Here is a 24,580-nt window from a genome sequence, read left to right as displayed (position 1 = left end):
CCCCTCCCGTGCGGGAGTGGCTCCGGTCGGCGCCCCGCACGCACCGCGGACCCGCGCTGCGTCCAGAATTCTCGGCCCCGCGCCGGATCTCCCCCGAGGACACGACCGTCATGACCCGTTCTTCTTCTTCTTCTTCCTTCTCGCGGCTCCGCCTCGTCGGCAGCGGCGCACTCGTCGCCGCCGGATCGATCGCGCTCGCTGTCGCCGCGCCCACGGCGGCCAGCGCCCACGTGACCGCGGCGGCGAGCAGCACCGCCGCCGGCTCGTACACGGTGGTGACGTTCTCGCTGGCCCACGGCTGCGAGGGCTCGCCGACGACGGGACTCACGATCACGATGCCCGACGGCATCAACTCGGTCAGCCCGACGATCAACCCGAACTGGGACGTCGTGAAGAACGAGGTCGCGATCGCCGACCCGGTCACCGACTCCCACGGGAACACCGCGACCAAGCGGGTCTCGGACGTGGTCTACACGGCGAAGACGCCCCTCGCCGACGGCTACCGCGACACCGTCGCCCTCCAGCTTCAGCTCCCCGAGGACGCAGCGGGCTCCACGCTGGAGTTCCCCGTGCTGCAGACGTGCGAGACCGGCAGCACCGCCTGGGACCAGCCGACCGTCGACGGCCAGGACGAGCCCGAGCTGCCCGCTCCCACCGTCGCGGTGACCGCGGCGGAAGCGGGGTCCAGCCACGGGGGCGGACACGACGACGACGGCGACGGTGACGACGCGGTCGCGACCACCGCCTCGGCGACGACGGCCACGCGCGGCGACGACGTGCTCGCCCGCATCCTCGGAGTCGGCGGGCTCGTCGTCGGCGCGGTCGGCGTGGCCGTCGGGCTCGCCTCCCGCCGCCGCGGACCCCGGGCGTCGGCGTGACCCGTCGGAAGGTCCTCGTCGCCGCGACCGCGATCGGGCTGCTCGGTTCGATCGCGGTGGCGGCGCCCGCCAGCGCGCACAACTACCTCGTCTCGACGACTCCCGCTGCGGACTCGACCGTGACGGAGCAGCCGGGAACGCTGGTGCTGACGACGAACGACGACCTGCTCGTCCTCGGGACGGACGGGACGGCGGCGGCTCTGCGCGTCGTCGGGCCGGACGGGCTCTACTACGGCGACGGCTGCGTCAGCGTCGTGGGGCCGGAAGCGTCGATGCCGCTCGAGCTCGGCGCGGCGGGGGAGTACGAGGTGACCTGGCAGGTCGTGTCCACCGACGGGCACCCCGTGTCGGGCCAGTACGCGTTCGACTGGGCGCCGGCCGACGGGACCGCGCTCGCCGACGGGTCGGGCTCGGTCCCGGACTGCAACGGCACCGTCGCGGTCTCAGGAGGACAGGCCGAGTCCGCCGACGGGGCGCAGGCGACGTCCGGATCGGACCCGGCACTCCTCGGCGACGTCCTGTGGATCGGCGGCGCTCTCGCCGCGGTCGCCGCCGCCATCGGAGTGACGCTCCTCGTGCTGCGACGGCGACCCCGCGACTGAGGCTCGTGAGCCTCCTGGGGTGGCGGTCGGTCAGTTCAGGAGGCTCGCGAGGGGCCCTTCACCGAGACCGGTGAGGACGGCCGCCGCGTCCTCGTAGACGGCGACGGCTCCGGCCTCGCGGAGTTCGTGCTCCGAGGTTCCGCCGGAGAGGACTCCGACTGTTGCCAGGCCTGCGCGTTCGGCGGCCAGGACGTCCCAGGTCGCGTCGCCGACCATGATGGCGCGGTCGACGGAGACGCCCGCGCGGTCGAGCGCGATCGAGATCAGGTCGGGTGCTGGCTTGGCGGTGGAGACGTCTGCGCCGCTGGTGACAGCGTGAACGGAGCCGCCGAAGTCGAGGACGTCGAGAAGCACGTCCAGCTCGTTCTGCGGTGCCGAGGTGGCGAGGACGACGTGGACGCCTCGACCGACGAGCGTCGCGACGAGCTCGCGAGCTCCCGGGAGTGGAACGATGCGTGCTGTCGTCTCGGCGTAGTTCTTGGTGTGCAGCGACTTCACCAGTGCGCGCTGCTCCTCCTTCACGTCGTCCTCGAGGAGCATGTCGAGCAGCTCCGACGAGTCTGCGCCGATCGCTCGTTGGATGCGCCAGGCGGGCACGACGAGGTCGGCCTGCCAGAAGGCGCGCGACCACGCCTCGACGTGGAGGAAGTTCGTGTCGGCGAGGGTCCCGTCGATGTCGAAGAGCACCGCCGAGGTCCCCGTCGTCGCGTCTTTCCTGTCCTTCGTTCCTGCCATGTCGCTGCCCCTCTTGTCGCTTCCACGCCGATCGGCCCGTGCGTCCACGCTACGCGGGCGCGCCGAAGCGGGCCCGCCCCTTGACCTGCCCGTCCACGCCACCCGACCTGCCCCTTGTCACGGCCCGCCGGTCCCGGTCGGATCGTGTCCGCCCTCCGTCCCGTTCCCTGGCTCCCCGGGCCGGGTGACATGCTGCCGTCCCGTCGGGCTCGTCCAGTGCAGCGTGCCGTCCGGCTCCTGCCGGTGGGTCCACCCCGTGGTGTGGCGGAGCCGGTGGTGGTGTCGGCAGAGGTGCGCGAGGTTGTCGGCCGACGTGCTGCCTCCGTGCTGCCAGTCGTTCGTGTGGTCGACGTCCGCGTGGCGGGTGCTGCGGGTGCATCCCGGGAACCGGCAGGTCCCGTCGCGGTGCTGGAGGTGGCGACGCAGGTCCGCCGGCACTCGGTAGGAGTCGCGTCCGACGGAGAGGACCGCTCCGCTCTCCGGATGGGTGAGCAGCCGCGTGAACGAGGGAGCACCTGCTGCGAGACGCCGCGCGGTCTCCGGATCGACGGGTCCGTATCCGTCGAGGACGGCGGGCTGGTCGGAGCGCCCGAGGAGGGTCAGTGCAGGCACGGTCACCGCGACTTCGGCGCGCACTCCCGCCGGCATCGACGTGCCGTCTCCCTCGGCCGATGTCTCCCCGTCGACCAGCAGCGCAGCGGCGATGTCCGCGCGGAGCTGGCCCAGCGTCCGCTCCTCGTCCGGCAGATCCGCGAGGGAGCGGGCGGCCCGGTCGATCCTGTCCATCGCGCCGAGCACATCGGGAGCTGCGGTGTAGAGGTGCAGGATCGCCATCCCGTCGTCGAGGCCCTCCACCCAGAGCGCGCGACGACGGGCGCAGTCCCGATGACGTTCGCTGAGCGTCTGCGGGTGCAGCCGTTCCCGGAGCGACCGGAGGGCGCGTCGCAGCTGGGGCGGCGTGCAGGCGACCGCGATCGTCGCGGCCTCCTCGTCGAAGCGCCCACGGACCTCGGCGGGGACGTCGAGCGCTCCTCGCACCACGAGTCGCGCGTGCTCGGGGGAGAGCGCTCCGTCCGCGAGTGCGCGCAACGTCGCCGGGAGGTCGTTCACCAGCAGGCGTGCCTCGTCGACCAGTGCAGAGGCGTGCGCCTCCGAGACCCGGAGTCCCGTCGCGAGCTCCGCGATCAGCGCCCGGTGCGCCGCCTCCGCCCGATCCACCTGCACCTGGACGTGCTCGCCGACGAGCGCCGCGGGTGCCGCCATCGCGAGGCGGCGTGCCTCCTCGACTGCCCGGTACCGGGATGCCTCGACGGCGGACCGCTCAGCGTGCCGTGAGCGGACCGTCCCCACCGAGGTCAGCAGGTCGCTGCCGGAGGCCTCCGGATCGTTCGTGATGTGCATGTCGCCAGTGAAACGATTGCAGGCCTTCCCCGAATGGCTCCCCGCTCGCTCTGTGAGAAGAACGCCGAGTCGACCGCCTGTGGAGGAGCGACTACCTCCTGGCCTTCAGGCGTAGGCGCGCACTGTCTCCCGGATCGTCTGGGCGTGCTCGTAGATCTCGTCGAGTGAGGCGATCGGGTGCCGGGTCTCGACCTTCTCGGCGTCGAACGTGCCGAGGTACTTCTGCTTCCGGTTGAAATGGAGCCGAGCCACCGGCTTGCGGTTGTTGTCGTCGAGGATGACGGCGAAGTACGACTTCGCGTCTCGCTGCGCGATCCGGCTCACCTTCACTTCGCTGCAGGCGATGGCCTTGATGATCTGGTAGCCCTCGAGCTCTTCCAGCGTCGTCTCGATGTCGCTCTGCTCCTCGAGCTCCTCCTCCACGACGACCTGGCTGGTCAGCGACTGCTCCGCTGCAATCGCCTCCGTGCGGGGGAAGTTGGGTGCGCCGAGGGCGGTCTTCAGCCGCTCGTTGACCTGTTCGTTGAGGAACTGCTTCGAGGCTTTCGAGACGAGTGCGGAGAACTGCTCCCTCACCTTCTGCGTGTAAGCGCCGTCGTAGACCCGCGTGGTGAAGAACTTGATCCACTCGTCGCTCGGAGCGGTGAATTGAGCGCCGAGCTCCCGCTTCAGCTGCCCGATGTACTTGAGCTCGCCGGCCGCGTTGATGATCGAATCGAGGTCGAACACCTCTTTCGTGAGCTTCATCAGCTCGGGGATGAGAGTCTCGTCGATATCCGTCAGGTCGAGTACCAGGAACGGCTTCGCGTCCATGCGGTTGGGCGCGTCGAGGTCTGTGTAGAAGTGGTACTGCTCGCCGTTCGTGAGGATCGCGATCCTCGCGTTCGTGACGGCGAAGTAGCGGAAGAGCTGCGAAGCGTGCTCGATGCGGAGTGGCTCGGTGGACTTCTTGCATTCGATCAGCATCTGCACATCGCCGTTGTGGACGATCGCGTAGTCGATCTTCTCGCCCTTCTTCACTCCGACGTCGGCGATGAACTCGGGAACGACCTCGAGCGGGTTGAAGACGTCGTATCCGAGGATCGTCGAGATGAAGGGCATGATGAAGGCGTTCTTGGTCGCCTCCTCGGTCTGGATGATCTCCCGCTGCTGATGGACCTTGGTGGCCAGGGCGATGAGACGTTCGGTGAATTCCACGGTTGACTCCCGGTGAAGCTGAGCTGACATCGATGCAGACGAATGCTCTCCGATGAATGTCGGTCAGCGCCACCCCCCACGAGGGTCGCCCCCCCCTCACACCTTCCGCGGCACCGTGAACACGGTCTCCACTCCGGCCGAGTACAGCATCGAGTCCGGCGCGCGCGTCGCCAGCCCGGGGAAGCCCGCGGCGTCGAGCAGCCCGTCGTCGAGCGCCAGCAGCTGCGCGCGGCGCAGCGGCCAGGGCCGGTGCAGGTTGCGGCCGTACCAGGTGGAGCCCAGGTGGCGCTCGTGGTAGGCCCAGCGTGCGGTGAGGAACGAGGCGAGCGGGTCCTCGTCGATCGGGTCGCCCGGGCGGACGACGATCCGGGAGCGGGCGGCCGAGTCCGAGTGCCGGATCGTGTCGTAGATCACCGCGCCGTGGCGGTGCTCGATGCTCATCCGGGCCCAGCGGTAGGGGAGCCCGAACACCGCCTGCGCGGTGAGCACGGGAAGGAGGTGGGAGGCGTCGAGCGAGACGAACACGACTCCGCGTCGTCCCTGCTCGTCGACGGAGTAGAGCCGGACGTTCACCTCGGGGAAGGTGCCGAGCCAGGGCGCCCGCGGGCCGCCGAGGAAGGCCGTCCGCGAGAGCCGGAACGGGATCAGGCCCACCCAGGAGGAGCCGTCGTGCTCGTCGGGCCTCGTCCCGGCCGGGAGGTGGGGCGCCACCAGGGCGGGGTCGACCCGCCAGTGCAGGAACGTCGCCTCGGTCCAGCGCTGCTTCAGGATGCGCGGTCCGCCGAGCGCGGGCGCGGAACGGGTGACGGGTTCGACGGAGCTCACGCGCCCATCGTGCTCCGATGTGCTGCGAGCTCGCCCGTGCAGGCGCGCTCAGCGGCGCGCGGCGAGGGCCTTCAATGTCTCCAGCACCAGGGCCACCGGTGCGGAGGAGGCGGCGGAGTTCCGCACGACGGCCTCGAGGGAGCGGACGGGCCGGGGACGGACGACGGGCACGGCGCGGACGCCGTCCGGCAGGCGGTGGGCCGCGAGCTCCGGCAGGACCGTCACGCCCATGCCCGCGGCGACGAACGCGGCGGCGGTGATGTGGTCGTTGGCCTGGACGTGGAAGGGCGGCGCGAACCCGGCGGCGGCGCAGGCCTCCACGACGTTCCGGCGGCACCAGCCGGTGGGCAGGTCGTTGTCGACCCAGCGCTCGTTCGCGAGCTCGGCGAGGTCGATCTCGCTCCGGGAGGCGAGCGGATGACCGTCGGGCAGGACGACGAGGTAGGGGTCGTCGAGGAGGTGGTGCGCCGTGAATCCGGGGGCGGTCGGCTCGGAGGAGGCGACGAGGAGCTGCACGTCGGGGCGCGCTCCGAGGTCGTCGTCGAGCTCCTCTCCCAGGCGCAGATCGAGGGCGAGGCCGGGGAACGCGGCGGTCAGCCGGCGGGCGACCTCCGGCATCCAGGCGCTGCCGACGGAGGCGAAGTACGTCACCGAGAGGCGGCCGGAGCGGCCCTCGCGCAGCTCCTCCACCACGGCCTCCGCCTCGGCGAGGCGCTCGAGGACGCGGTCCGCCTGGGCGGCGAGGGCGCGTCCGGCGGGGGTCGGGCGGACGCCGCGGCCCACGCGCTCCAGCAGCGTCAGTCCGGTCTCGCGCTGCAGAGCGGTGAGGTGCTGGCTGACGGCGGAGGGCGTGTAGCCGAGGCCGGAGGCGGCTCCCGCGATCGAGCCGGAGGCGACGACGGAGCGGAGGATGCGGAGCCGGTGCACGTCGAGCATGGGACGACCGTACAGTTCGGCTGAACGATCCGACAGTGAACGGAACTGGTGCTGAATCCCCGGCGGCGCCACGATGGCCTCATGACCGACGTCTCCTCCTCCGCCCCGCCCTCCACGAGGGACGCCCTCCTGCTGTGGGGCGCGATCGCGGTCACCGTCCTGCTCTGGGCGTCGGCCTTCGTCGGCATCCGCGCCACGACGGAGGACTTCGGCCCGGGCGCGCTGACCCTCGGCCGCATCGTGGTGGGGTCGCTCGCGCTCACGGTGGTGCGCGTCGTCCTCATCGCCCGTAGGCGCCGCTCGGAGGCGGCTCCGGATCCGCGCACAGCGGTCCCGCGCGGGCGCCTCCTCCTGCTCGTGCTGGGCTGGGGAGTCGCCTGGTTCGCGGTCTACAACCTGGCGTTGAACGCTGCGGAGCGGCACGTCGACGCGGGGACGGCGGCGCTGCTGGTGAACATCGCGCCGATGATCACCGCCGTGCTCGCCGGTCTGCTGCTGGGGGAGGGATTCCCCCGCCGTCTCCTCGCCGGGATGCTCGTGGCGCTGACCGGCGTCGCGGTGATCGCGTTCTCCACCTCCACCGGGCAGTTCGACGTGATCGGCGTCGCCCTCGGCCTGGTCGCCGCCGTCGTCTACGGCAGCGCGGCGACCCTTCAGAAGCGCCTGCTGGGACGGATCGACGCACCGACGATGACCTGGCTCGGCTGCCTCGCCGGCATGGTCGCGTGCCTGCCCTTCGCCCCGGAGCTCGTCGAGGCGCTCGCCGCCGCTCCGCTCTCCTCGATCCTGGCCGTGGTCTACCTCGGGATCTTCCCGACGGCCGTCGCCTTCACGACGTGGGGGTACGTCCTCGCGCGCTCCAGCGCGGGTCGCACCGCGGCGTCCACCTACGCGGTGCCCGCGGTGGTCGTGCTGCTGTCCTGGCTCGTCCTGGGCGAGACCCCGCCGCTCGCCGCGCTGCTCGGAGGCGCGCTCGCCCTGGCCGGAGTCGCGGTGGCGACGCTGTGGAGGCGCCCGAAGGCGGTCTGACCGGCGGCGGATGCTCCTCCACAGCCGCCCGATCGCGTCGAGTCCTCGGACGAGGCGGCTCGCGGGGATCCCGCGGGAGGGCCCGGGATATGCTGGGCGGACGTTCATCCCAGTCGGCGCCGAGCGCCAGGAACGGTGAGGATCCCGATGACCGAGGCCCTGCAGCCGCCCGTCCAGAACGCCCTCTCGCTCACGCCTCCGGAGCCGGTGGCAGCGGTGCCGACCACCTCGGCGCCGTCGATCGCGCCGAAGGTGCCCGAAGCCGCCCTGCCCGGCCTCGAGGCGAAGGTCGACGGCTACCTCGACACGCTCCTGGCGACGGAGTCCCGCAGCCCCGAGTTCGCGACGAGGGCCAACGACATCCGCACGATGGGGGACGCCGACATCCGCTCGGCCGCCGACTCGTCGAACCGGCTGCTGAGCACGCCGGTGCGCGCCCTCCAGGAGGGCGGGCTCTCCGAGGGGTCGACCATCGGGAGGACGCTGCTCGAGCTGCGCCGCACGGTGGAGGATCTGGACCCGTCCGAGGACAACCTGCAGAAGAAGATCCTGGGCTTCATCCCGTTCGGCAACAAGATCACCGACTACTTCCGCCGCTACGAGAGCGCCCAGTCGCACCTGAACGCGATCATCCAGGCCCTGTACGACGGGCAGGACGAGCTGCGGAAGGACAACGCGGCCCTGAACCTCGAGAAGCAGAACCTCTGGGAGACGATGACCCGTCTCAACGAGTACATCTACGTCGCCGAGCGGCTCGACGTGAAGCTCTCGGCGAAGATCGCCGAGCTCGACGCCACCGACCCGGAGCGGGCGAAGGCGCTGCGTGAGGACGTCCTCTTCTACGCGCGCCAGAAGCACCAGGACCTGCTGACCCAGCTGGCCGTGTCGATCCAGGGCTACCTCGCGATCGACGTCGTCATCAAGAACAACGTCGAGCTGATCAAGGGCGTCGACCGGGCGACGACCACGACCGTCTCGGCGCTGCGGACGGCGGTCATCGTGGCGCAGGCGCTCGCCAACCAGCGCCTCGTGCTCGATCAGATCACGGCGCTGAACACCACGACGTCCAACATGATCGAGGCCACCTCGCGCATGCTCGCCGACCAGTCCGCCTCGATCCAGTCGCAGGCAGCCTCGGCCACGGTCGGACTGCCGCAGCTGCAGGCCGCGTTCGCGAACATCTACCAGACGATGGACTCGATCTCGGACTTCAAGATCAAGGCGCTCGACAGCATGGCCCAGACCGTCGGAGTCCTGCAGACCGAGACGGCGAAGGCCGGCGAGTACGTCGAGCGGGCCCGCCGCAGCAACTCGGACATCGACGCGACGTCCTCGCTCGATCTCGGCCGCTAGCCGATGGGCTGGTTCTCCCGACTGTTCACGGGTGCCCCCGCGGCGCCGGAGGAGACCGCGCCCGCTCTGCCGAGCGTCCCGACGAGCGACGACATCCTCGCGGCGCTCGACCGGGTCGGCACGCGGACGGAGGGCCGGGTGCCCGGCATCGTCGCGGCGCGCATCCAGCGGATCGACGAGACGGTCCGCGAGATGGTGCCCCGTCTCGACCGCCTCGGCGGGATGAGCCGGCAGGGCCACACCGTCGTCGCGACCGCGACCAGCTACCTCCCCGAGGCGGTGGAGGGCTACCTCCGCCTGCCGAGGGACTTCGCCGACCGCCGCGCCGTGCACAGGGGGAAGACCTCGCTGATGATCCTCTGCGACCAGCTCGACCTCCTCGGAGGCACGCTCGACCGCATCTCGGACGCCGTCTCGCGGCAGGACGCCTCGGCGCTCATCGCGCACGGGCAGTTCCTGGCCGAGAAGTTCACGGAGTCCTCGCTCTCCCCGAGCGGTCTCGACGCGCCTCCGCAGCCGGGAGCGCCGTCCGGATCCGGCTCGCTGACCCCGCCGAGCGCCTCGTGACCGCGCTCGCCCCGGCGCTGGACGCCCTCGTGCTCGCGGGGACGGCCGCCGGCCTCGACGCCGCGGCCGTCCGCGACGAGGGTGCGCGGCTGGCCGCCGCCGTCGCCGAGTCGATCCGCGGCGCCGGACAGGACTGGCTCGCCGCGACCGGCGCGACGGGCGGTCTGGAGGCGTTCTTCACCGCCGCCTCGAGCGGCCGGCGCTGGCGGTCGGGGCCGACCGATCAGCTGGCCGCCCTGGTCGGCGCGGGCTCTCACCACTCCTCCGCTTACGCCCGCGCCCTGACCGAGGTCGTCTCGGCGGCCAGCGCTCTCGGCGACCCGGGCATCGGCGGCATCGCCTCCGCCTCCGCGACCGCCGCGGCCCAGCTCTCCGCCGTCCCGGGCGCTCGGGGCGCCGCTCCGACGACGAGCGGAGGAGTACCGCACACGACCGGCCGGACGCCGGACGGTGCCGCGAGCGCCGACCTGCCGACCGGTCTGCCCGCCGGCGTGCCCGGGGTCGACGAGATCCTCGAGCGCCTCCGCCGGACCGAGCACGACGGTCCGCAGGACGAGCCGGCGCCCGCCGCCGCTCCCGCCGCGGAGCCCGCCTCCGAGCCGGAGCCGCTCGACCCGCCGGAGTCCATCGACGACCTGCTCGCCGAGCTCGACGCGCTGATCGGCCTCGACCGGGTGAAGAGCGAGATCAAGCGGCAGACGCAGCTGCTCCGGATCGACACCCTGCGCCAGGCCGCCGGACTCAGCACGCCCACGCTCACCCGCCACCTCGTCTTCACGGGGAACCCCGGCACGGGCAAGACGACGGTGGCGCGGCTGGTCTCGCGGATCTACCGCTCGCTCGGCATCCTCTCGAAGGGCGTGCTCGTCGAGGTCGACCGATCGGAGCTGGTGGCCGGCTACCTCGGGCAGACCGCGACGAAGACCGCGGAGGTGATCGCCTCCGCGCGCGGCGGCGTCCTCTTCATCGACGAGGCCTACGCGCTCGCGCTCGACCAGTACGGCGCGGAGGCGGTCACCACCCTCGTGAAGGACATGGAGGACCACCGCGGCGACCTCGTCGTGATCGTCGCCGGCTACTCCGGGCCGATGCAGGGCTTCCTCGACACGAACCCGGGTCTCGCCAGCCGCTTCTCGACCACGATCGACTTCGCCGACTACTCCGACGACGAGCTCTCGGCGATCTTCGGCCGCCTCGCCGCCTCCGCGGACTTCGAGCCGACGGAGGAGGCGCTCGCCGCGTTCGCGGGCCTCGCCTCGGCGCAGCAGCGCACGGAGGCGTTCGGCAACGGGCGCTGGGTCCGCAACGTCCTCGACGCGGCGATCGCCCGGCACGCCTGGCGCCTCCGCGACGTGGAGGAGCCGACGCTCGACGAGCTGCGCATCCTGCTCCCCGAGGACGTGGTGGAGAGCCCCGAAGCCTCGAGCAGCCCGGACGCAGCCGGCGACGACGACGAGGGCTCGGCTGAGGGCTCTGAGGAGGCCCGCGGGCAGGCGGACGCCGCCCCGAGCGGCGCGGCCGTCGCCGTCACCGACGACTCCGAGGAGGAGAGCCGTTGAGCACCGCACCCGCCGCGCCGCCCGCGCAGAGGATCCCCGAGCCGCCCCTCGTCCAGGTCGCCAACCGGCCGGCGCAGCGGAGGCCGTCGCTGCTCGCCCGCGCGACCGCGACCACTCCGGCCACCCTGCGCCTCCTGCTCGCCCTGACGGCGCTGGCCGCCGTGCTGTTCGGCGTGTTCGCGCAGCAGGCCGGAGCGATGCAGGCGCGCGCCGCGACGACGGCCCGGGAGCAGTCGGCGCAGCTGCTCGGCGTGCAGAACGTCCGCACACTGCTGGTGGACGCCAACGCGATCGCGGCCAACACCTTCCTCGTCGGCGGACTGGAGCCGACCGAGCTGCGGGCGTCGTACGTCTCGAGCCTCACCGGCGCCGCCTCCGCGATCGCCGGGCTCTCGGCCGCCGACTCGGCGGACACCCGGGCCCTCGCCCGGGTAGCCAGCAGCATCACGACCTACAGCGGGCTGATCGAGCAGGCGCGAGCCAACAACCGGCAGGGCTTCCCCGTCGCCTCGGCGTACCTCGACCAGGCGTCGACGGCCCTCTCGGGAGACGGCGGCATCCTCGAGGACCTCGACGGACTGGTCGACTCCGGTGCCGACCGGGTCGCGGCCGCCTACGACGCCGTCCGCTGGAGCGTCCTGCTCATGATCGGCTCGCTCGTGATGCTGGTCCTCCTCCTGGCGGCGCAGCTCTGGCTCGCCCGCCGCACGCACCGCTACCTCAACCGCCCTCTCGCCACGGGGACCGCCCTCCTGCTGGTCGTCGGCGTCGGCGGGGCGCTCGCCTACGGATCGGTCGCGGCGGACGCGGGGACGGCGCGGGTCGAGTCCTACCGCGAGGCGCTCACCGTGTCGAACGCGCTCATCGCCGCGAGCGACGCCAAGTCGCTCGAGAGCTTCACGCTGATCAAGCGCGGCTCCGGCGCCGCCCTCGAGGAGCGCTACACCCGGGCCGTCGACTCCGCCCGGGAGAAGCTGTCGGGCGACCTGCAGGACGAGCTGGCGAGGACACGGCTCGTCGACGAGTTCGGGCAGTGGCAGTCCTTCCACGAGGAGATCCGGCAGGCGGACGACGCCGGGAACTGGGACCAGGCCGTCCGCGTCGCCACGATCACCGGGAACGGCACGCCGAACGACCTCTTCACCACCTTCTCCGACGACGCCCGCGACGTGGTGCAGGAGAAGGCACTGGCCGCCGCCACCACGCTCGACAGAGGTACGGAGTTCGCGACCCTCGTCTCGTGGATCCTGCTGGCGGCGGGTCTCGCCGGAGCCGTGTTCGCCTGGCGCGGCATCGCCCAGCGACTGGAGGAGTACCGATGAACCGCCTGCGCGCCGCCGCCCTCGCCCTGGCCACCGCCGCGGCACTCGCCCTCACCGGCTGCACGACGGGGGCGGACGACCTCGGCACGCCCCTCGCCGCGGCGACCCCGACTCCGACGGCGAGCGCGACCGCTCCCGCCGCTCCGGCCGCGGCGGACTGCTCGCCCTCGGCGGTCACCTCCTACGCGCCGACCGGCGTGACCGACAGCACCAGGCTCGCGGAGATCCGCGGGCGCGGGACCCTGCGCGTCGGCGTCTCGGCCGACACCCTCCTGATGAGCGCCCGCAACCCGATCACGGGGGCGATCGAGGGCTTCGACGTCGACATCGCCCGCGAGGTCGCCCGGGCGATCCTCGGCAGCGACTCCATCGACTACGTCGTGATCACCTCCGCTCAGCGCCTCCCCGCGCTCACCGGCGGCGACGGCGCCCCGCAGGTCGACATGGTGGCCCGCACCCTCACGATGACCTGCGATCGCTGGAGCTCGATCGCCTTCTCGTCCGAGTACTACGACGCCGGCCTCAAGGTGCTCGTCTCCGACGACCCCGACGGCGTCCCGATCACGGGCATCGGCGACCTCGACGGCGAGAGGGTCTGCGCGCCCAGCGGCACCACGACGCTCAGCCGCCTGCAGAACGACTACCCGGAGGTCGAGGCCGTCGAGGCCGCCACGCACTCGCAGTGCCTCGCCCTCTTCCAGGCAGGAGAGGTCGACGCCATCGCGGGCGACGACACGATCCTCGCGGGCTTCGTGGCGCAGGACCCGTACGCGAAGGTCGTCGGCGACGCCCTGAGCTCGGAGCCCTACGGCCTCGGCCTGCCCGCCGACGACCCCGACTTCGTGCGCTTCGTCAACGCCTCGCTCGAGAGCATCCGCAGCGACGGCCGCTGGCAGAGCATCTACGAGCGCTGGCTCGGGGTCCTCGGCGAGGCCTCGCCGCCGGCCCCGGTGTACGGCCGATGAGCACCGGTCTCGCGGAGGGGACCCCCGTCGCTCCGGGCCGGCTCGGGGAGGCCGCGCCGCAGCGCGAGCTCTTCGAGTACCTCGCCGCTCTCACCCGCTGGCTCCAGCGGACCACGCGCGAGCTCTCGCGGCTGGACGCCGCCGCGCTGGCGTCGCCGCAGGCCGAGAACTACACGGCCGACGTGGTGCTCGCCCAGTCGCTCCGCGAGTCGGTCACCAGGCGCCTCGCCGAGCTCGAGGCGGTCTGGGACTCCGGCCGCGTCGACGTCGTGGCGCGCGAGCGGATGTCGCAGCTGATCTGGGGCCGCCTCGACGCCTCCGGGAGCGGCGCGGTCTCGCTGGTGGAGGCGGTGCGCCTCTGCGACGCGGTCGTCGGCCAGCTGCGCTCCCGGCTCGAGCTCGACCCCAGCGGCACCGACGTCGCCGGGCGGATCGTGGGGGTGCGCGCCGAGATCGAGCGCTGCCGCGACCTCACCCATGACGGCGGCGGCACGGTCGACCGCGAGAGGGCGGAGCGGGTCGCCGTGCTGCGGTCCCGCCTCGACGCGCTCGCCGAGCGGGCGGGCCGGGGAGCCGACGTGTCGGGGCCGCTCGGCCAGCTCGAGAGCGACTCCGCCCGGCTCGAGCGCGACCTGATCATCGCCGCGTCCGAGCGGCGCGGACTCGAGCGCGACCGCCGTCGGGCGCGCGAGCTGGCGGAGGCGGCCGAGCGACGCGAGGCGCCGCTGCGCGAGCTCGTGGCCCGCTGCCGCCGCGAGATCGCCGACCCGCCGCGGCTGGCCGTGCCCGACGTCTCCCGGCTGGGCGATCCTCCGTCCGACCGCGAGGCGCTCGACGCGCACCTCGCCCGGCTCACCGCCGTCGGCCGCGCGTTCGACGCGGTCGAGGCCGCCTACACCTCGCCGCTGCGCGAACGGGCCGCCCTCGGCTTCCGCCTCCGGGCGCTGCGGGAGCGGGCCGAGGGCAACGGCCGCGCTGCCACCGCCGTCGGCGTCGCGGCCGAGGAGGAGGTGCGCGCCGCCCTCGGCGCGGTGCCCTGCTCCGTCCCGCTCGCCCGCCACCTGGTCGAGCAGTACGACGTCGTCACCCGCGACCTCCCGCACCCCGACCCCGCGCACCACCGGAAGGCCACCCCATGAACGGCGCCCCCTGCACCGCGACGCCCGGCTGCACCGGGACGATCGAGGACGGCTACTGCAACGTCTGCGGCCTCCCGCCCGAGGAGGGCGCCGCCGCCTCCGCGCCGACCGCGCGCCGCGCCGCTCCGGCCTCCCCGCCGGCCACCGCCTCCGCCGCCTTCGGCACCGGCTTCGTCGAGGGCACCCCCGGCGCCACGGCACCCGGGCCTGCCGAGGAGTCGGCCACCGCGCGCAGCACGCGCACCTCCTCCGCCCGCCTCGCCACCGCCGCCCTCGGCTCCGCCCGCACGGCGCAGACCGGCTCGAAGGTCACCCGCCGCGTCGGCACCACCTCGACCCGACTGCGCGGCCCGAGGCTCGGCGCCGGGCTCACCACCGTCCCGTCCCGCCCGGCCGCCGACCCGATGGCCGCTCTGATGACCGAGGCGGTCCTCCCCGAGCGCAAGCGCTTCTGCTCGCACTGCGGCACGGCCGTCGGCCGCGGGCGCGACGGTCGGCCCGGCCGCACTGAGGGGTTCTGCCCCAACTGCCGCACGCCGTTCTCGTTCACTCCGCAGCTGGTGAAGGGCGACGTCGTCGGCGGCCAGTACGAGGTCGTCGGCTGCCTGGCCTACGGCGGCCTCGGCTGGATCTACCTCGCGCGCGACCGGAACGTCTCGGGGCGCTGGGTGGTGCTCAAGGGCCTGCTCAACTCCGGCGATCCCGATGCGTACGCGGCGGCCGTCACCGAGCGCCGGTTCCTGGCCGAGGTCGAGCACCCGCTGATCGTCGAGATCTACAACTTCGTCCTGCACGACGGCGCCGGCTACATCGTGATGGAGTACGTCGGCGGGCCGAGCCTCAAGCAGATCCTGAAGGAGCGGCTGGACGCCAACGGCGGCGCCGCGGATCCGCTGCCGGTGGATCAGGCGCTCGCCTTCGTGCTCGAGGTCATGCCCGCCTTCGCCTACCTGCACGACCACGGCCTGCTCTACTGCGACTTCAAGCCGGACAACATGATCCAGGTGGGCGACCAGGTCAAGCTGATCGACCTCGGCGGAGTGCGCCGGATCGACGACGAGGACTCCGCCATCTACGGCACCGTCGGGTACCAGGCTCCGGAGGTCGCCGACCTCGGTCCCTCGGTCGCCTCCGACGTCTACACGATCGGCCGAACGCTGGCCTCGCTGGTGCTCGACTTCCGCGGCAACCAGACGACCTTCGTCGCCTCGCTGCCGCCGGTGTCCGAGACATCGCTGTTCCAGCGGTACGACTCCTTCTACCGCCTGATCGCGAAGGCGTGCGCTCCCGACCCGCAGGACCGCTTCGCCACGGTGGACGAGATGCGCGGCCAGCTGCTCGGAGTGCTGCGCGAGGTCGTCGCGACCGACCGCGGTCCCGGACACCCCGCGCTGCACTCGACGGAGTCGGCCCTGTTCGAGGCGCCCGTGGCCGACGTGGTCGACCGCGTCCCGCCGTGGGACGCGCTGCCGGCGCTCCGCCGCGACGAGTCCGATCCCGCCCGGTCGTGGCTCGCGGGCGTGAACGTCGCCGACCCGATCGTGCGCCTGCGCGCTCTCGCGCTCGCGCCCACCGTGACGGTCGAGGTGCGGCTCGCCCGCGCCCGGGCGGCGATCGAGGCGCAGCGCTGGGAGGAGGCGGCCCGCGCGACGGGCGAGATACTCACGGAGGACCCGTGGGAGTGGCGGGCGGTCTGGATGAGCGGCCTCGCCCAGCTCGCGCGCGGCGACGACATCGGGGCCCGCGCCTCCTTCAACACCGTCTACGGGCAGGTCCCTGGCGAGCTCGCCCCGAAGCTCGCGCTCGCCGCGGCGTGCGAGGCGAGCGGTGAGCCCGAGGTCGCCGAGTCCCTCTACGTGATCTGCGCCCGCGCCGACGCGAACTACACGGCACCCGCCGCCTTCGGTCTCGCCCGGGTGCGGCAGCTGCGCTCCGACCTCGACGGGGCGCTCGACGCGCTCGACATCGTCGCGCCCACGCGCTCCTCCTACTCCGACGCGCGCCGCCGCCGGGCGGAGCTGCTGGCGGAGTCGGGCCGCGGGCTGCCCGCGCTCTCGGCCGCCCTCGCGAGCGTCGACTCCGTGTCGATCGACCAGCGGACCCGCCTCGAGCTCACGACCCGGGTCCTCGCCTCCGCCCTCGAGCTGGTGCGGCGCGACGGCCCGGCCGAGGGAGCGACCCTCGGCGGGGTCGAGGCGAACGAGGCCGCCATCCGCGACGGCCTCGAGGCCTCCTACCGCGCGCTCGCCGCCTCCACTCGCGAGCGCGACGAGCGCCTGCGCCTCGTCGACCGGGCCAACGAGGTCCGACGCTGGACGCTGACATGAGCGGCGCGCTGTCGACTCCCTGCCCGAACTGCGGCGAGCCGGTCACGACGGGCGACGCGTTCTGCGAGGCCTGCGGGACGCCGCTGATCGTCGCGGCCGCCCCCTCCGCTCCGCCCGTCGCCGTCGGAGGATCCGCCACCTGCGTCTACTGCGGGGGAGCGGTCGCCGAGGACGGCTACTGCGAGCAGTGCGGACGCCCCGCTCCGACCGAGCGCGAGCACTGGGCCGAAGCGCCGCACCCGCTGGTCGGCGGCGTCTGCGACCGCGGGCTCCGGCACCCGGCCAACGAGGACGCGATGGCGCTCGGGGCGACCACCGGCGCCGACGGCTCTCTGAGGACGGCGCTGCTCGTGGTCTGCGACGGGGTCTCCTCGACGCCCGACTCCGACAAGGCGTCGCTCGCCGCGGCCCGTGCGGCACTCAGCGCGCTGCAGGCCGAGGTCGGCGGGGAGAGCGCGGGAGCGGACCGCTGGCGCGCGCTGCTGCAGATGGCCACCGCGCGCGCCTCCGGAGCGATCGACGCGGCCGTGCCCGAGAAGCGGTCGAATCCGCCCTCGTGCACCTTCACCGCGGCGGTGCTGGACGGCGCGCTGCTCGTCACGGGCAACGTGGGCGACAGCCGCAGCTACTGGATGCCGGACGCGGGCGAGCCGCGGCAGCTCACGGTCGACGATTCGTGGGCGCAGGAGCAGATCGCCTCGGGAGTGCCGCGGGAGCAGGCCGAGACGGCGCCCGACGCTCACGCCATCACCCGCTGGCTCGGCGCCGACGCGCACGACGAGGAGCCGCGGGTCGCCTCCGAGGAGCTGACCGAGCCGGGCTGGGTTCTGGTCTGCTCCGACGGGCTGTGGAACTACGCGTCCGCCGCCGAGGACCTCGCGCGCGTGCTGCGCGAGGCGCAGGAGCGGGTGGGCGCGGATCCGGTCACGCTCGCGGAGGCGCTGGTCGCCTGGGCGAACGAGCGCGGCGGGCACGACAACATCACGGCCGCGCTGGCGCGGTTCGACCCGGCGGGTGCGGCGGAGGCAGCGGCTGCAGCGTCCGCTGCCGAGGTGCACGGTGAGGAGACCGGCACAGCCGAGCAGGATGCCGCCGACTCCGGTGCCGATCCCGATGGTGCGGAGCCGGACGCCGCGGAGCCGGACGCCGCGGAGCCGGACGCTGCCGACGCCGGCGCCGCCGACCTCGGGGCTGCGGATCCCGGCGCTGCGGGCCCGAGCGCGGCCGACCCCGGCGCTGCGGACCCGAGCGCGGCCGACCCCGCCGCCTTGAGCCCCGATTCGGCGACGCCCTCGCCCGACGCCACCCGTCCCGCCGACTGAGCGCGCCGATCCGTCCAGACCACCCCTCCACCGCTGGACGGATCGGCACCCCCGCGGCCGTGGTCACGCCCCTACAGTCGTCGCCATGAGCATCGCCGAGCCCGCCACCGCCCTGTCCGTCGTCGGCCACTGGATCGACGGGGCTCCCTCCGACTCCTCGTCCGGCCGCACCGCTCCCGTCTACGACCCGGCGCTGGGAGTCGCGACCAAGGAGGTCGCGCTCGCCGACTCCGCCGAGGTGGACGCCGCCGTCGCCTCCGCGAAGGCCGCCTTCCCCGCCTGGCGCGACACGTCGCTCGCGAAGCGCCAGCAGATCGTCTTCCGCTTCCGCGAGCTCCTCGAGGCGAAGAAGCAGGAGCTCGCCGAGCTGATCACGTCGGAGCACGGCAAGGTCGTCTCGGACGCGCTCGGCGAGATCACCCGAGGCCAGGAGGTCGTGGAGTTCGCGACCGGTCTCGCGCACCACCTCAAGGGCGAGTACTCGGAGCAGGTCTCCACCGGCGTCGACGTCTACTCGACCAAGCAGCCGCTCGGCGTGGTCGGCATCATCTCCCCCTTCAACTTCCCTGCGATGGTGCCGATGTGGTTCTTCCCCATCGCCATCGCCGCCGGCAACACCGTCGTGGTGAAGCCCTCCGAGAAGGACCCGTCCCCGGCGATCTGGCTCGGCGCCCTCTGGAAGGAGGCCGGCCTCCCCGACGGCGTCTACACGGTGCTCAACGGCGACAAGCAGGCCGTCGACGGGCTGCTCGAGCACCCCGACGTCCGCTCGATCTCGTTCGTCGGCTCGACCCCGATCGCGCAGTACGTCTACGAGACGGGCACGAAGCGCGGCAAGCGGGTGCAGGCCCTCGGTGGGGCGAAGAACCACATGCTGGTGCTCCCCGACGCGGACCTGGACCTCGTCGCCGACTCCGCCATCAACGCCGGCTTCGGCTCGGCGGGGGAGCGGTGCATGGCGATCTCGGTCGTCGTCGCGGTCGAGCCCGTCGCCGACGAGCTCATCACGAAGATCCAGGACCGCGCCGCGAAGCTGCGCATCGGCGACGGACGCCGCGGCTGCGACATGGGCCCGCTGGTCACCCAGGTGCACCGCGACAAGGTCGCCTCCTACATCGCGATCGCGGAGGAGGACGGCGCGGAGGTCGTCATCGACGGCCGCGGCATCGAGGTGGACGGGGACCCGAACGGGTTCTGGCTCGGCCCGACCCTGCTCGACAAGGTCCCCACGACCTCCCGCGCGTACACGGAGGAGATCTTCGGACCGGTGCTCTCCATCGTCCGCGTCGCCTCCTACGAGGAGGGCGTCGCACTCATCAACAACGGCGCCTTCGGCAACGGCACGGCCATCTTCACCAACGACGGAGGAGCGGCACGCCGCTTCCAGAACGAGGTCGAGGTCGGCATGATCGGCATCAACGTCCCCATCCCCGTCCCCGTCGCCACATTCTCCTTCGGCGGATGGAAGGCGTCCCTCTTCGGCGACACCAAGGCCCACGGAGCAGAAGGCGTCCGCTTCTTCACCCAGCAGAAGGCCATCACCAGCCGCTGGCTCGACCCCTCCCACGGCGGCATCAACCTCGGGTTCCCGCAGCATTCATAGGCTCTCTCCTCCTGGCGTCGTCGATCGCCCGCAGTCGGCTCGGGAGGGTGGTCGGGTATTGCAGAGCGTCGTGCGTTCCGCGCACGTCGATCCGCTGGGACGCGGATCACCGGTTGCGCTTCGCGGTGCTCGTGAGGCTCTCTCCTCCTGGCGTCGTCGATCGCTCGCAGTCGCGGTACGCGACCCGCTCTTCCCAGCGCGACCACCCTCCCCGGCCGACCGCGGCCGATCGACGACGCAGGAGGAGAGAGGCTCTTGAGCACCGCGCAACCGGCGATCCGCGTGGGAGCGGATCGTCGTGCGCGGTACGCGACCCGCTCTTCCCATCGTCCCCACCTCCTGAGGCCGACCGCGGCCGATCGACGACGCCAGGAGGAGATCGGCTATGAGTGCAGCCGCAGCGCCGTCCAGAGCTCGGTGCGGGCGGAGACGTCGTCGAGGTCGAGGCCGAGGGCGCGCTCGACGGCGGTGATGCGGTTGCGGAGGGTGTGACGGTGCACGCCGAGGTCGCGGGCGGCGGGCTCCCAGGCGCCGTTGCGGCGGAGCCAGACGCGGGCGCTCTCGAGCAGCACGGCTCCCTCGGGGGTCAGCAGCGGTGCGAGCATCCGGCGGGCGAGCGGTGCGGCTCCGGCGGCGGCGAGGAGCCCGATCATCCCCTCGGCGGCGACGTCCTCGAACCGGACCACCGGCCCGTCTCCTGTCCGCTCGGCGGCGCGCCGCGCCTCCTCGAGGCCCCGGTCCAGGTCCGACCAGCCGATCGGGGCGGAGGCGCCGGCGCTCGCGCCGTGCCGCTCCAGCACGGCGGTCAGCGGCTCGAGTCCGTCGGCGGCGGCCACGGCGACGAGCGAGCCGTCCCTCTCGGCGAAGAACAGGCGCGCGCCGTCCTCCTCCGCCACGACCTCCAGCTCGTCGAGGAGCGAGTCGCCGTGCACGGGCGCGCTCAGCACGACCACCCGCACGGGCTCGGCGGGCAGCGGGCTCCCCAGGCGCCGTGCCGTGCTCTCGGCGACGTCGAAGGCTCCCGCGGCCAGCAGCTCGAGCAGTCCGGAGCGCAGCTGCCGGCGGGAGGAGTCCAGCGCGCGCCGCTGCTCCAGCGCGATGCTCGCCAGGGCGATGACGCTCGCGACGAGGTCGCTGCCCGCCGGGTCCAGCGGCGTGCCCGTGCCCACGGCGAGCACCCCGCGCAGGTGGTCGCGGCGCCCGATCGTCTGCAGCGTCACTCCGCCGCCGTCGTCGAGTCGGAGTCCCGCTCGGCTGCCGCGGGTCAGGGCGTGCCTCGCGGCCGCGGCGACCGCCTCCTCCGCCGGCACGTCGAGCCGGGTGGGCAGGTGCACCCTCTGCCCGGCCGCGTCGTAGAGGGCGACCCAGCAGTCCAGCTGCCGCTCGAGCTCGGTGAGGATCGCCGCGAGCCCGTCCGGCCGCAGCGCCGCGCGGGCGACCCGCCGCTGCGCCTCGAGCGACCACTCCAGCCGCTCGCGCTGCTCCCGCGAGATCACGTCGGCGACGAAGCGGATGATCCCCATGAACGGAGTCAGGTCCGCCACCTCCAGCAGCGGCAGGCCTTGACGCTCGCACGCCGTGACGAGAGCGGCGGGCACCTCGTCGTGCACGATGCGGGTGGCGAAGCCGAGCGCGCGGATGCCGCGGCCGCGCAGCCGGGCGACGTACTCCTCCGAGAACTCGGCGCTGTCGTGCCCGGTGAAGTGGACGCCGTCGGTCAGCAGCAGCTGACCCGACTCGAGCCAGGGCGTCGGATCGACGAGGTCCGAGGAGTGCGCCCACACCAGAGGGGCGTCGAGGTCGGCCTCGTCGTGGACCCCGGCGAGCACGCGGAGGCGGAAGGCCGGTTCGGCCAGCAGATCGCGGACGGTCGCGGGCATGCGCGGCTCCCTTCGACGTTCCGTCCATCGTAGGGTCCGCGGATCGACGGATCCGCACGCCCGCTTCCGAGGCGCGCGCGGCACGATGGGGAGCATGACGTCCTCGACCGCCCCCACCGTCCGCGACAACGCCTCGGTCACCGCCGCCGACCGGTCCCGCGTGTTCCACTCCTGGTCGGCGCAGGGCGCGCTGAACCCGCTGCCGATCGCAGGCGGTCTCGGCGCCGAGGTCTGGGACGTCGACGGCACCCGCTACCTCGACTTCTCGAGCCAGCTCGTGAACGTCACCATCGGCTACCAGCACCCGAAGGTCGTCGCTGCCATCCAGGAGCAGGCGGGCGTCCTCACCACCGTCGGCCCCGCCTACGCGAACGAGACCCGCGCCGAGGCGGCCCGCCTGATCACCGAGCGGGCGCCCGAGGGCATGGAGAAGGTCTTCTTCACCAACGGCGGCGCGGATGCGAACGAGAACGCGATCCGCATGGCGCGGCTGTTCACCGGCCGCGACAAGGTCGTCTCGCTGTACCGCTCGTACCACGGCAACACGGGAGCGGCGATCGTCTCGACCGGCGACTGGCGCCGCATCCCCAACGAGTACTCCCGCGGGCACGTGCACGCCTTCGGGCCCTACCTGTACCGCAGCGAGTTCTGGGCCGAGACCCTCGAGCAGGAGTGCGAGCGCGCCCTCCATCACCTCGAGCGCGTCGTGCAGGCGGAGGGGCCGGAGTCGATCGCCGCGTTCCTCCTCGAGACCATCCCCGGCACCGCCGGCGTGCTCACCCCGCCACCCGGCTACCTCGCGGGTGTGCGCGAGATCGCCGACCGGTACGGCATCCAGCTGATCCTCGACGAGGTCATGGCGGGCTTCGGCCGCACGGGGGAGTGGTTCGCCTTCGACGCCTTCGACGTGCGCCCCGATCTGATCACCTTCGCGAAGGGCGTCAACTCCGGCTACGTCCCGATCGGCGGTGTCGTCATCTCGGATCCGATCGCCCACCACTTCGACGAGCGCGTCTTCCCCGGCGGTCTCACCTACTCGGGCCACCCGCTCGCCGCGGCCAGCGTCGTCGCGACGCTCGAGGCGATGGAGGAGGAGGGGATCGTCGACAACGCGCGCACCATCGGCTCGGAGCACCTGGCCCCCGGCCTGGCGGCGCTCGAGGCGAAGCACGACCTGATCGGCGAGGTCCGGGGCTCCGGAGTGTTCTGGGCGCTGGAGCTGGTCACCGACCGGGCCGCGCGCACCCCGCTGCCGGCGGCCTCCGTCGCCCGCCTCAAGGCCGACCTGCTGTCCCGCGGTCTCCTGCCCTTCACCGCCGACAACCGGATCCACGTGGTCCCGCCGGCCGTCATCACCCCCGCCGAGGTCGCCCGCGGCCTCGGCATCCTCGACGACGCCCTCACCGCCTTCAGCGGCTGACCGCACTCCGTTCCGTGGGGAGCGGCGTCCTCGGCAGGCGTATCCGGGGATCCGCGTTCCAGCGGATCCCCGTCGCCGTGCGCGTCCCGCTCCTCGGGACCCGGCCGCGCGCTCGGGCCGACTGCGGGACGCCGCGCGGGGAGCGGCGTCCTCGCGAGGCGTATCCGGGGATCCGCGTTCCAGCGGATCCGCGTCGCCGTGCGCGACCCGCTCCTCGAGACCCGGCCACGCGCTGGAGCCGACTGCGGGACGCCGCGCGGGGAGCGGCGTCCTCGCGAGGCGTATCCGGGGATCCGCGGTGCAGCGGATCCGCGTCGCCGTGCGCGACCCGCTCCTCGGGACCCGGCCGCGCTCGGGCCGACTGCGGGACGCCGCGCGGGCAGCGCCGTCCTCGCGAGGCGTATCCGGGGATCCGCGTTCCAGCGGATCCCCGTCGCCGTGCGCGACCCGCTCCTCGGGACCCGGCCACGCGCTGGAGCCGACTGCGGGACGCCGCGCGGGGAGCGGCGTCCTAACCAGCGGCGTCCTCGCGAGGCGTATCCGGGGATCCGCGTTCCAGCGGATCCGCGTCGCCGTGCGCGACCCGCTCCTCGGGACCCGGCCCCGCGCTCGAGCCGACTGCGGGACGCCGCGCGGTGAGCGGCGTCCTAACCAGCACTGTGCAAGGCGAACGCCGTCACGAACCCGAGGACCGCGTACAGCCCGGTGAGCACGTCGTCGCGGTCGAACGCCTCGGGGATCATCGTGTTCGAGATCATGGCGAGGATCGCGCCGGCGGCGACGGTCGTCACGAAGGCCACGACCGCGCCCGGTGCAGTGGCGAAGACCAGGAAGCCGACCAGCGCTGCGGCGGCCGAGATCGCGGCGATCCCGCCCCAGACGGTGAAGACGTAGCGGGCGGAGCGGCCGTCGGCTTTCATGCCGACCGTCGAGGACAGGCCCTCGGGGAGGTTCGAGATCGCGACCGCGGCGACGATGGGCACGCTGATCGCCGCTCCCGCTCCGCCCTGGGCGACCGAGAGGCCGAGCACGATCGATTCGGGGACCCCGTCGATCAGGGCGCCGGCTGCGATGGCCGCGCCTCCTCCTCCGCCCGAGCCCTTCGCGCTCTTGCGGTTCCCCGCGCCGGCGCGGGTGAGCAGCGCGTCCGCGCCGACGAAGACGACGGCTCCCGCGAGCGTGCCGAGGATCGTCGGGAGCAGTCCTCCGTCGTCCGCCGCTTCCTGCACGAGCTCGTAGGCGAGCGCCGAGATCAGCACCCCTGCTCCGAAGGCGGAGATCGCGGCGGTGAGCTTCGGGGGCACGCGCACGAACCAGGCGAGCGCGGCGCCGATCAGGAGGGTGGCGCCGCCGATGGCGCCGCTGGCGAGGGCGAGGGTCCAGGGAGGCACGGCTCCACCCTGGCACCGGCGGCGTCCGGTCGCGGCGGGCTTGACGGGGGCGCTCCGGCGGCGCTCGACCCGCCTCCGCCCGCCCCGACAGCTGTCGTGCAGGCGTCGGGCCGCGATGCCCGGCCGATC

The 24,580-nt window shown here is 73.2% G+C and carries 20 protein-coding genes; 13 read left to right on the top strand and 7 right to left on the bottom strand.

Annotated elements, in window-relative coordinates; genetic code table 11:
• Nucleotides 1–8 precede the first annotated feature (8 nt).
• Complete coding sequence (locus C5C49_RS05020) at nt 9–878, top strand: YcnI family protein (RefSeq protein WP_146084851.1); 870 nt, start codon at nt 9–11, stop codon at nt 876–878.
• Nucleotides 875–1,480 carry a copper resistance CopC family protein gene (locus C5C49_RS05015; RefSeq protein ID WP_104345592.1) on the top strand — a complete coding sequence of 202 codons (606 nt, stop codon included), beginning with the start codon at nt 875–877 and terminating at the stop codon, nt 1,478–1,480. Before C5C49_RS05020 ends, C5C49_RS05015 begins: the two co-directional genes overlap by 4 nt.
• A 30-nt stretch (nt 1,481–1,510) precedes the next feature.
• Here the strand turns inward: C5C49_RS05015 and C5C49_RS05010 are convergent, their stop codons facing one another.
• The 5 genes from C5C49_RS05010 to C5C49_RS04990 form a co-directional block, all read right to left on the bottom strand.
• On the bottom strand, nt 1,511–2,215 hold the full coding sequence (locus C5C49_RS05010; protein WP_104345591.1) for an HAD family hydrolase: 705 nt from the start codon (nt 2,213–2,215) through the stop codon (nt 1,511–1,513).
• Nucleotides 2,216–2,332: 117 nt separating this feature from the next.
• Nucleotides 2,333–3,616: an HNH endonuclease signature motif containing protein gene (locus C5C49_RS05005; RefSeq protein ID WP_104345590.1), complete on the bottom strand. Its 1,284-nt coding sequence runs from the start codon at nt 3,614–3,616 to the stop codon at nt 2,333–2,335.
• A 105-nt stretch (nt 3,617–3,721) separates the two neighbouring features.
• Complete coding sequence (locus C5C49_RS05000; RefSeq protein WP_374953844.1) at nt 3,722–4,813, bottom strand: type I restriction endonuclease; 1,092 nt, start codon at nt 4,811–4,813, stop codon at nt 3,722–3,724.
• 96 nt (nt 4,814–4,909) lie between these two features.
• The gene (locus tag C5C49_RS04995) at nt 4,910–5,638 is read right to left on the bottom strand and encodes a YqjF family protein (RefSeq protein WP_104345588.1); all 729 of its coding nucleotides are present in this window, start codon (nt 5,636–5,638) and stop codon (nt 4,910–4,912) included.
• A gap of 48 nt (nt 5,639–5,686) precedes the next feature.
• Entirely contained in the window at nt 5,687–6,574 is an 888-nt protein-coding gene (locus C5C49_RS04990; protein ID WP_104267139.1) for a LysR family transcriptional regulator, read from the bottom strand.
• 81 nt (nt 6,575–6,655) lie between these two features.
• On the opposite strand from C5C49_RS04990, the gene C5C49_RS04985 reads away from it, so the two are divergent.
• From C5C49_RS04985 to C5C49_RS04940, 10 genes are all read left to right on the top strand, one after another.
• Nucleotides 6,656–7,603, top strand: a complete 948-nt coding sequence (locus C5C49_RS04985) for a DMT family transporter (RefSeq protein WP_104345587.1) — start codon at nt 6,656–6,658, stop codon at nt 7,601–7,603.
• Nucleotides 7,604–7,750: 147 nt separating this feature from the next.
• Complete coding sequence (locus C5C49_RS04980) at nt 7,751–8,956, top strand: toxic anion resistance protein (RefSeq protein ID WP_104345586.1); 1,206 nt, start codon at nt 7,751–7,753, stop codon at nt 8,954–8,956.
• Between the two features lie 3 nt (nt 8,957–8,959).
• Nucleotides 8,960–9,523 carry a hypothetical protein gene (locus C5C49_RS04975; RefSeq protein ID WP_104267137.1) on the top strand — a complete coding sequence of 188 codons (564 nt, stop codon included), beginning with the start codon at nt 8,960–8,962 and terminating at the stop codon, nt 9,521–9,523.
• Nucleotides 9,520–11,082, top strand: coding sequence for an AAA family ATPase (locus tag C5C49_RS04970; protein ID WP_104345585.1), 1,563 nt, complete (start codon nt 9,520–9,522; stop codon nt 11,080–11,082). The genes C5C49_RS04975 and C5C49_RS04970 overlap by 4 nt, the downstream gene beginning before the upstream one ends.
• Nucleotides 11,079–12,404 carry a hypothetical protein gene (locus tag C5C49_RS16890; protein ID WP_181135711.1) on the top strand — a complete coding sequence of 442 codons (1,326 nt, stop codon included), beginning with the start codon at nt 11,079–11,081 and terminating at the stop codon, nt 12,402–12,404. The genes C5C49_RS04970 and C5C49_RS16890 overlap by 4 nt, the downstream gene beginning before the upstream one ends.
• Nucleotides 12,401–13,369 (top strand): glutamate ABC transporter substrate-binding protein, encoded by a 969-nt coding sequence (locus C5C49_RS04960; protein WP_104345584.1) that lies wholly within the window; start codon nt 12,401–12,403, stop codon nt 13,367–13,369. The genes C5C49_RS16890 and C5C49_RS04960 overlap by 4 nt, the downstream gene beginning before the upstream one ends.
• A complete protein-coding gene (locus C5C49_RS04955) occupies nt 13,366–14,508 on the top strand; it encodes a hypothetical protein (RefSeq protein ID WP_104345583.1) in 1,143 nt (380 codons plus the stop codon). The genes C5C49_RS04960 and C5C49_RS04955 overlap by 4 nt, the downstream gene beginning before the upstream one ends.
• On the top strand, nt 14,505–16,835 hold the full coding sequence (locus C5C49_RS04950; protein ID WP_104345582.1) for a serine/threonine-protein kinase: 2,331 nt from the start codon (nt 14,505–14,507) through the stop codon (nt 16,833–16,835). Before C5C49_RS04955 ends, C5C49_RS04950 begins: the two co-directional genes overlap by 4 nt.
• Nucleotides 16,832–18,157, top strand: coding sequence for a PP2C family serine/threonine-protein phosphatase (locus C5C49_RS04945; RefSeq protein ID WP_146084850.1), 1,326 nt, complete (start codon nt 16,832–16,834; stop codon nt 18,155–18,157). Before C5C49_RS04950 ends, C5C49_RS04945 begins: the two co-directional genes overlap by 4 nt.
• Before the next feature lie 85 nt (nt 18,158–18,242).
• A complete protein-coding gene (locus C5C49_RS04940; RefSeq protein ID WP_104345581.1) occupies nt 18,243–19,760 on the top strand; it encodes a CoA-acylating methylmalonate-semialdehyde dehydrogenase in 1,518 nt (505 codons plus the stop codon).
• 383 nt (nt 19,761–20,143) lie between these two features.
• On the opposite strand, the gene C5C49_RS04935 is transcribed toward C5C49_RS04940, so the two are convergent.
• Nucleotides 20,144–21,640 (bottom strand): PucR family transcriptional regulator, encoded by a 1,497-nt coding sequence (locus C5C49_RS04935; protein WP_181110591.1) that lies wholly within the window; start codon nt 21,638–21,640, stop codon nt 20,144–20,146.
• A gap of 94 nt (nt 21,641–21,734) precedes the next feature.
• Between C5C49_RS04935 and C5C49_RS04930 the strand changes: the two genes are divergently transcribed.
• Nucleotides 21,735–23,060, top strand: coding sequence for an aspartate aminotransferase family protein (locus tag C5C49_RS04930; protein ID WP_104282233.1), 1,326 nt, complete (start codon nt 21,735–21,737; stop codon nt 23,058–23,060).
• A 647-nt stretch (nt 23,061–23,707) separates the two neighbouring features.
• Here C5C49_RS04930 and C5C49_RS04925 read toward each other — a convergent pair.
• Nucleotides 23,708–24,451 (bottom strand): ZIP family metal transporter, encoded by a 744-nt coding sequence (locus C5C49_RS04925; protein ID WP_104223842.1) that lies wholly within the window; start codon nt 24,449–24,451, stop codon nt 23,708–23,710.
• Nucleotides 24,452–24,580: the final 129 nt, after the last annotated feature.

Origin of the sequence: Rathayibacter sp. AY1E2 (genome assembly GCF_002932325.1) — a bacterium.
Classification (GTDB): domain Bacteria; phylum Actinomycetota; class Actinomycetes; order Actinomycetales; family Microbacteriaceae; genus Rathayibacter.
This window is presented reverse-complemented; position numbering and strand designations above follow the sequence as displayed.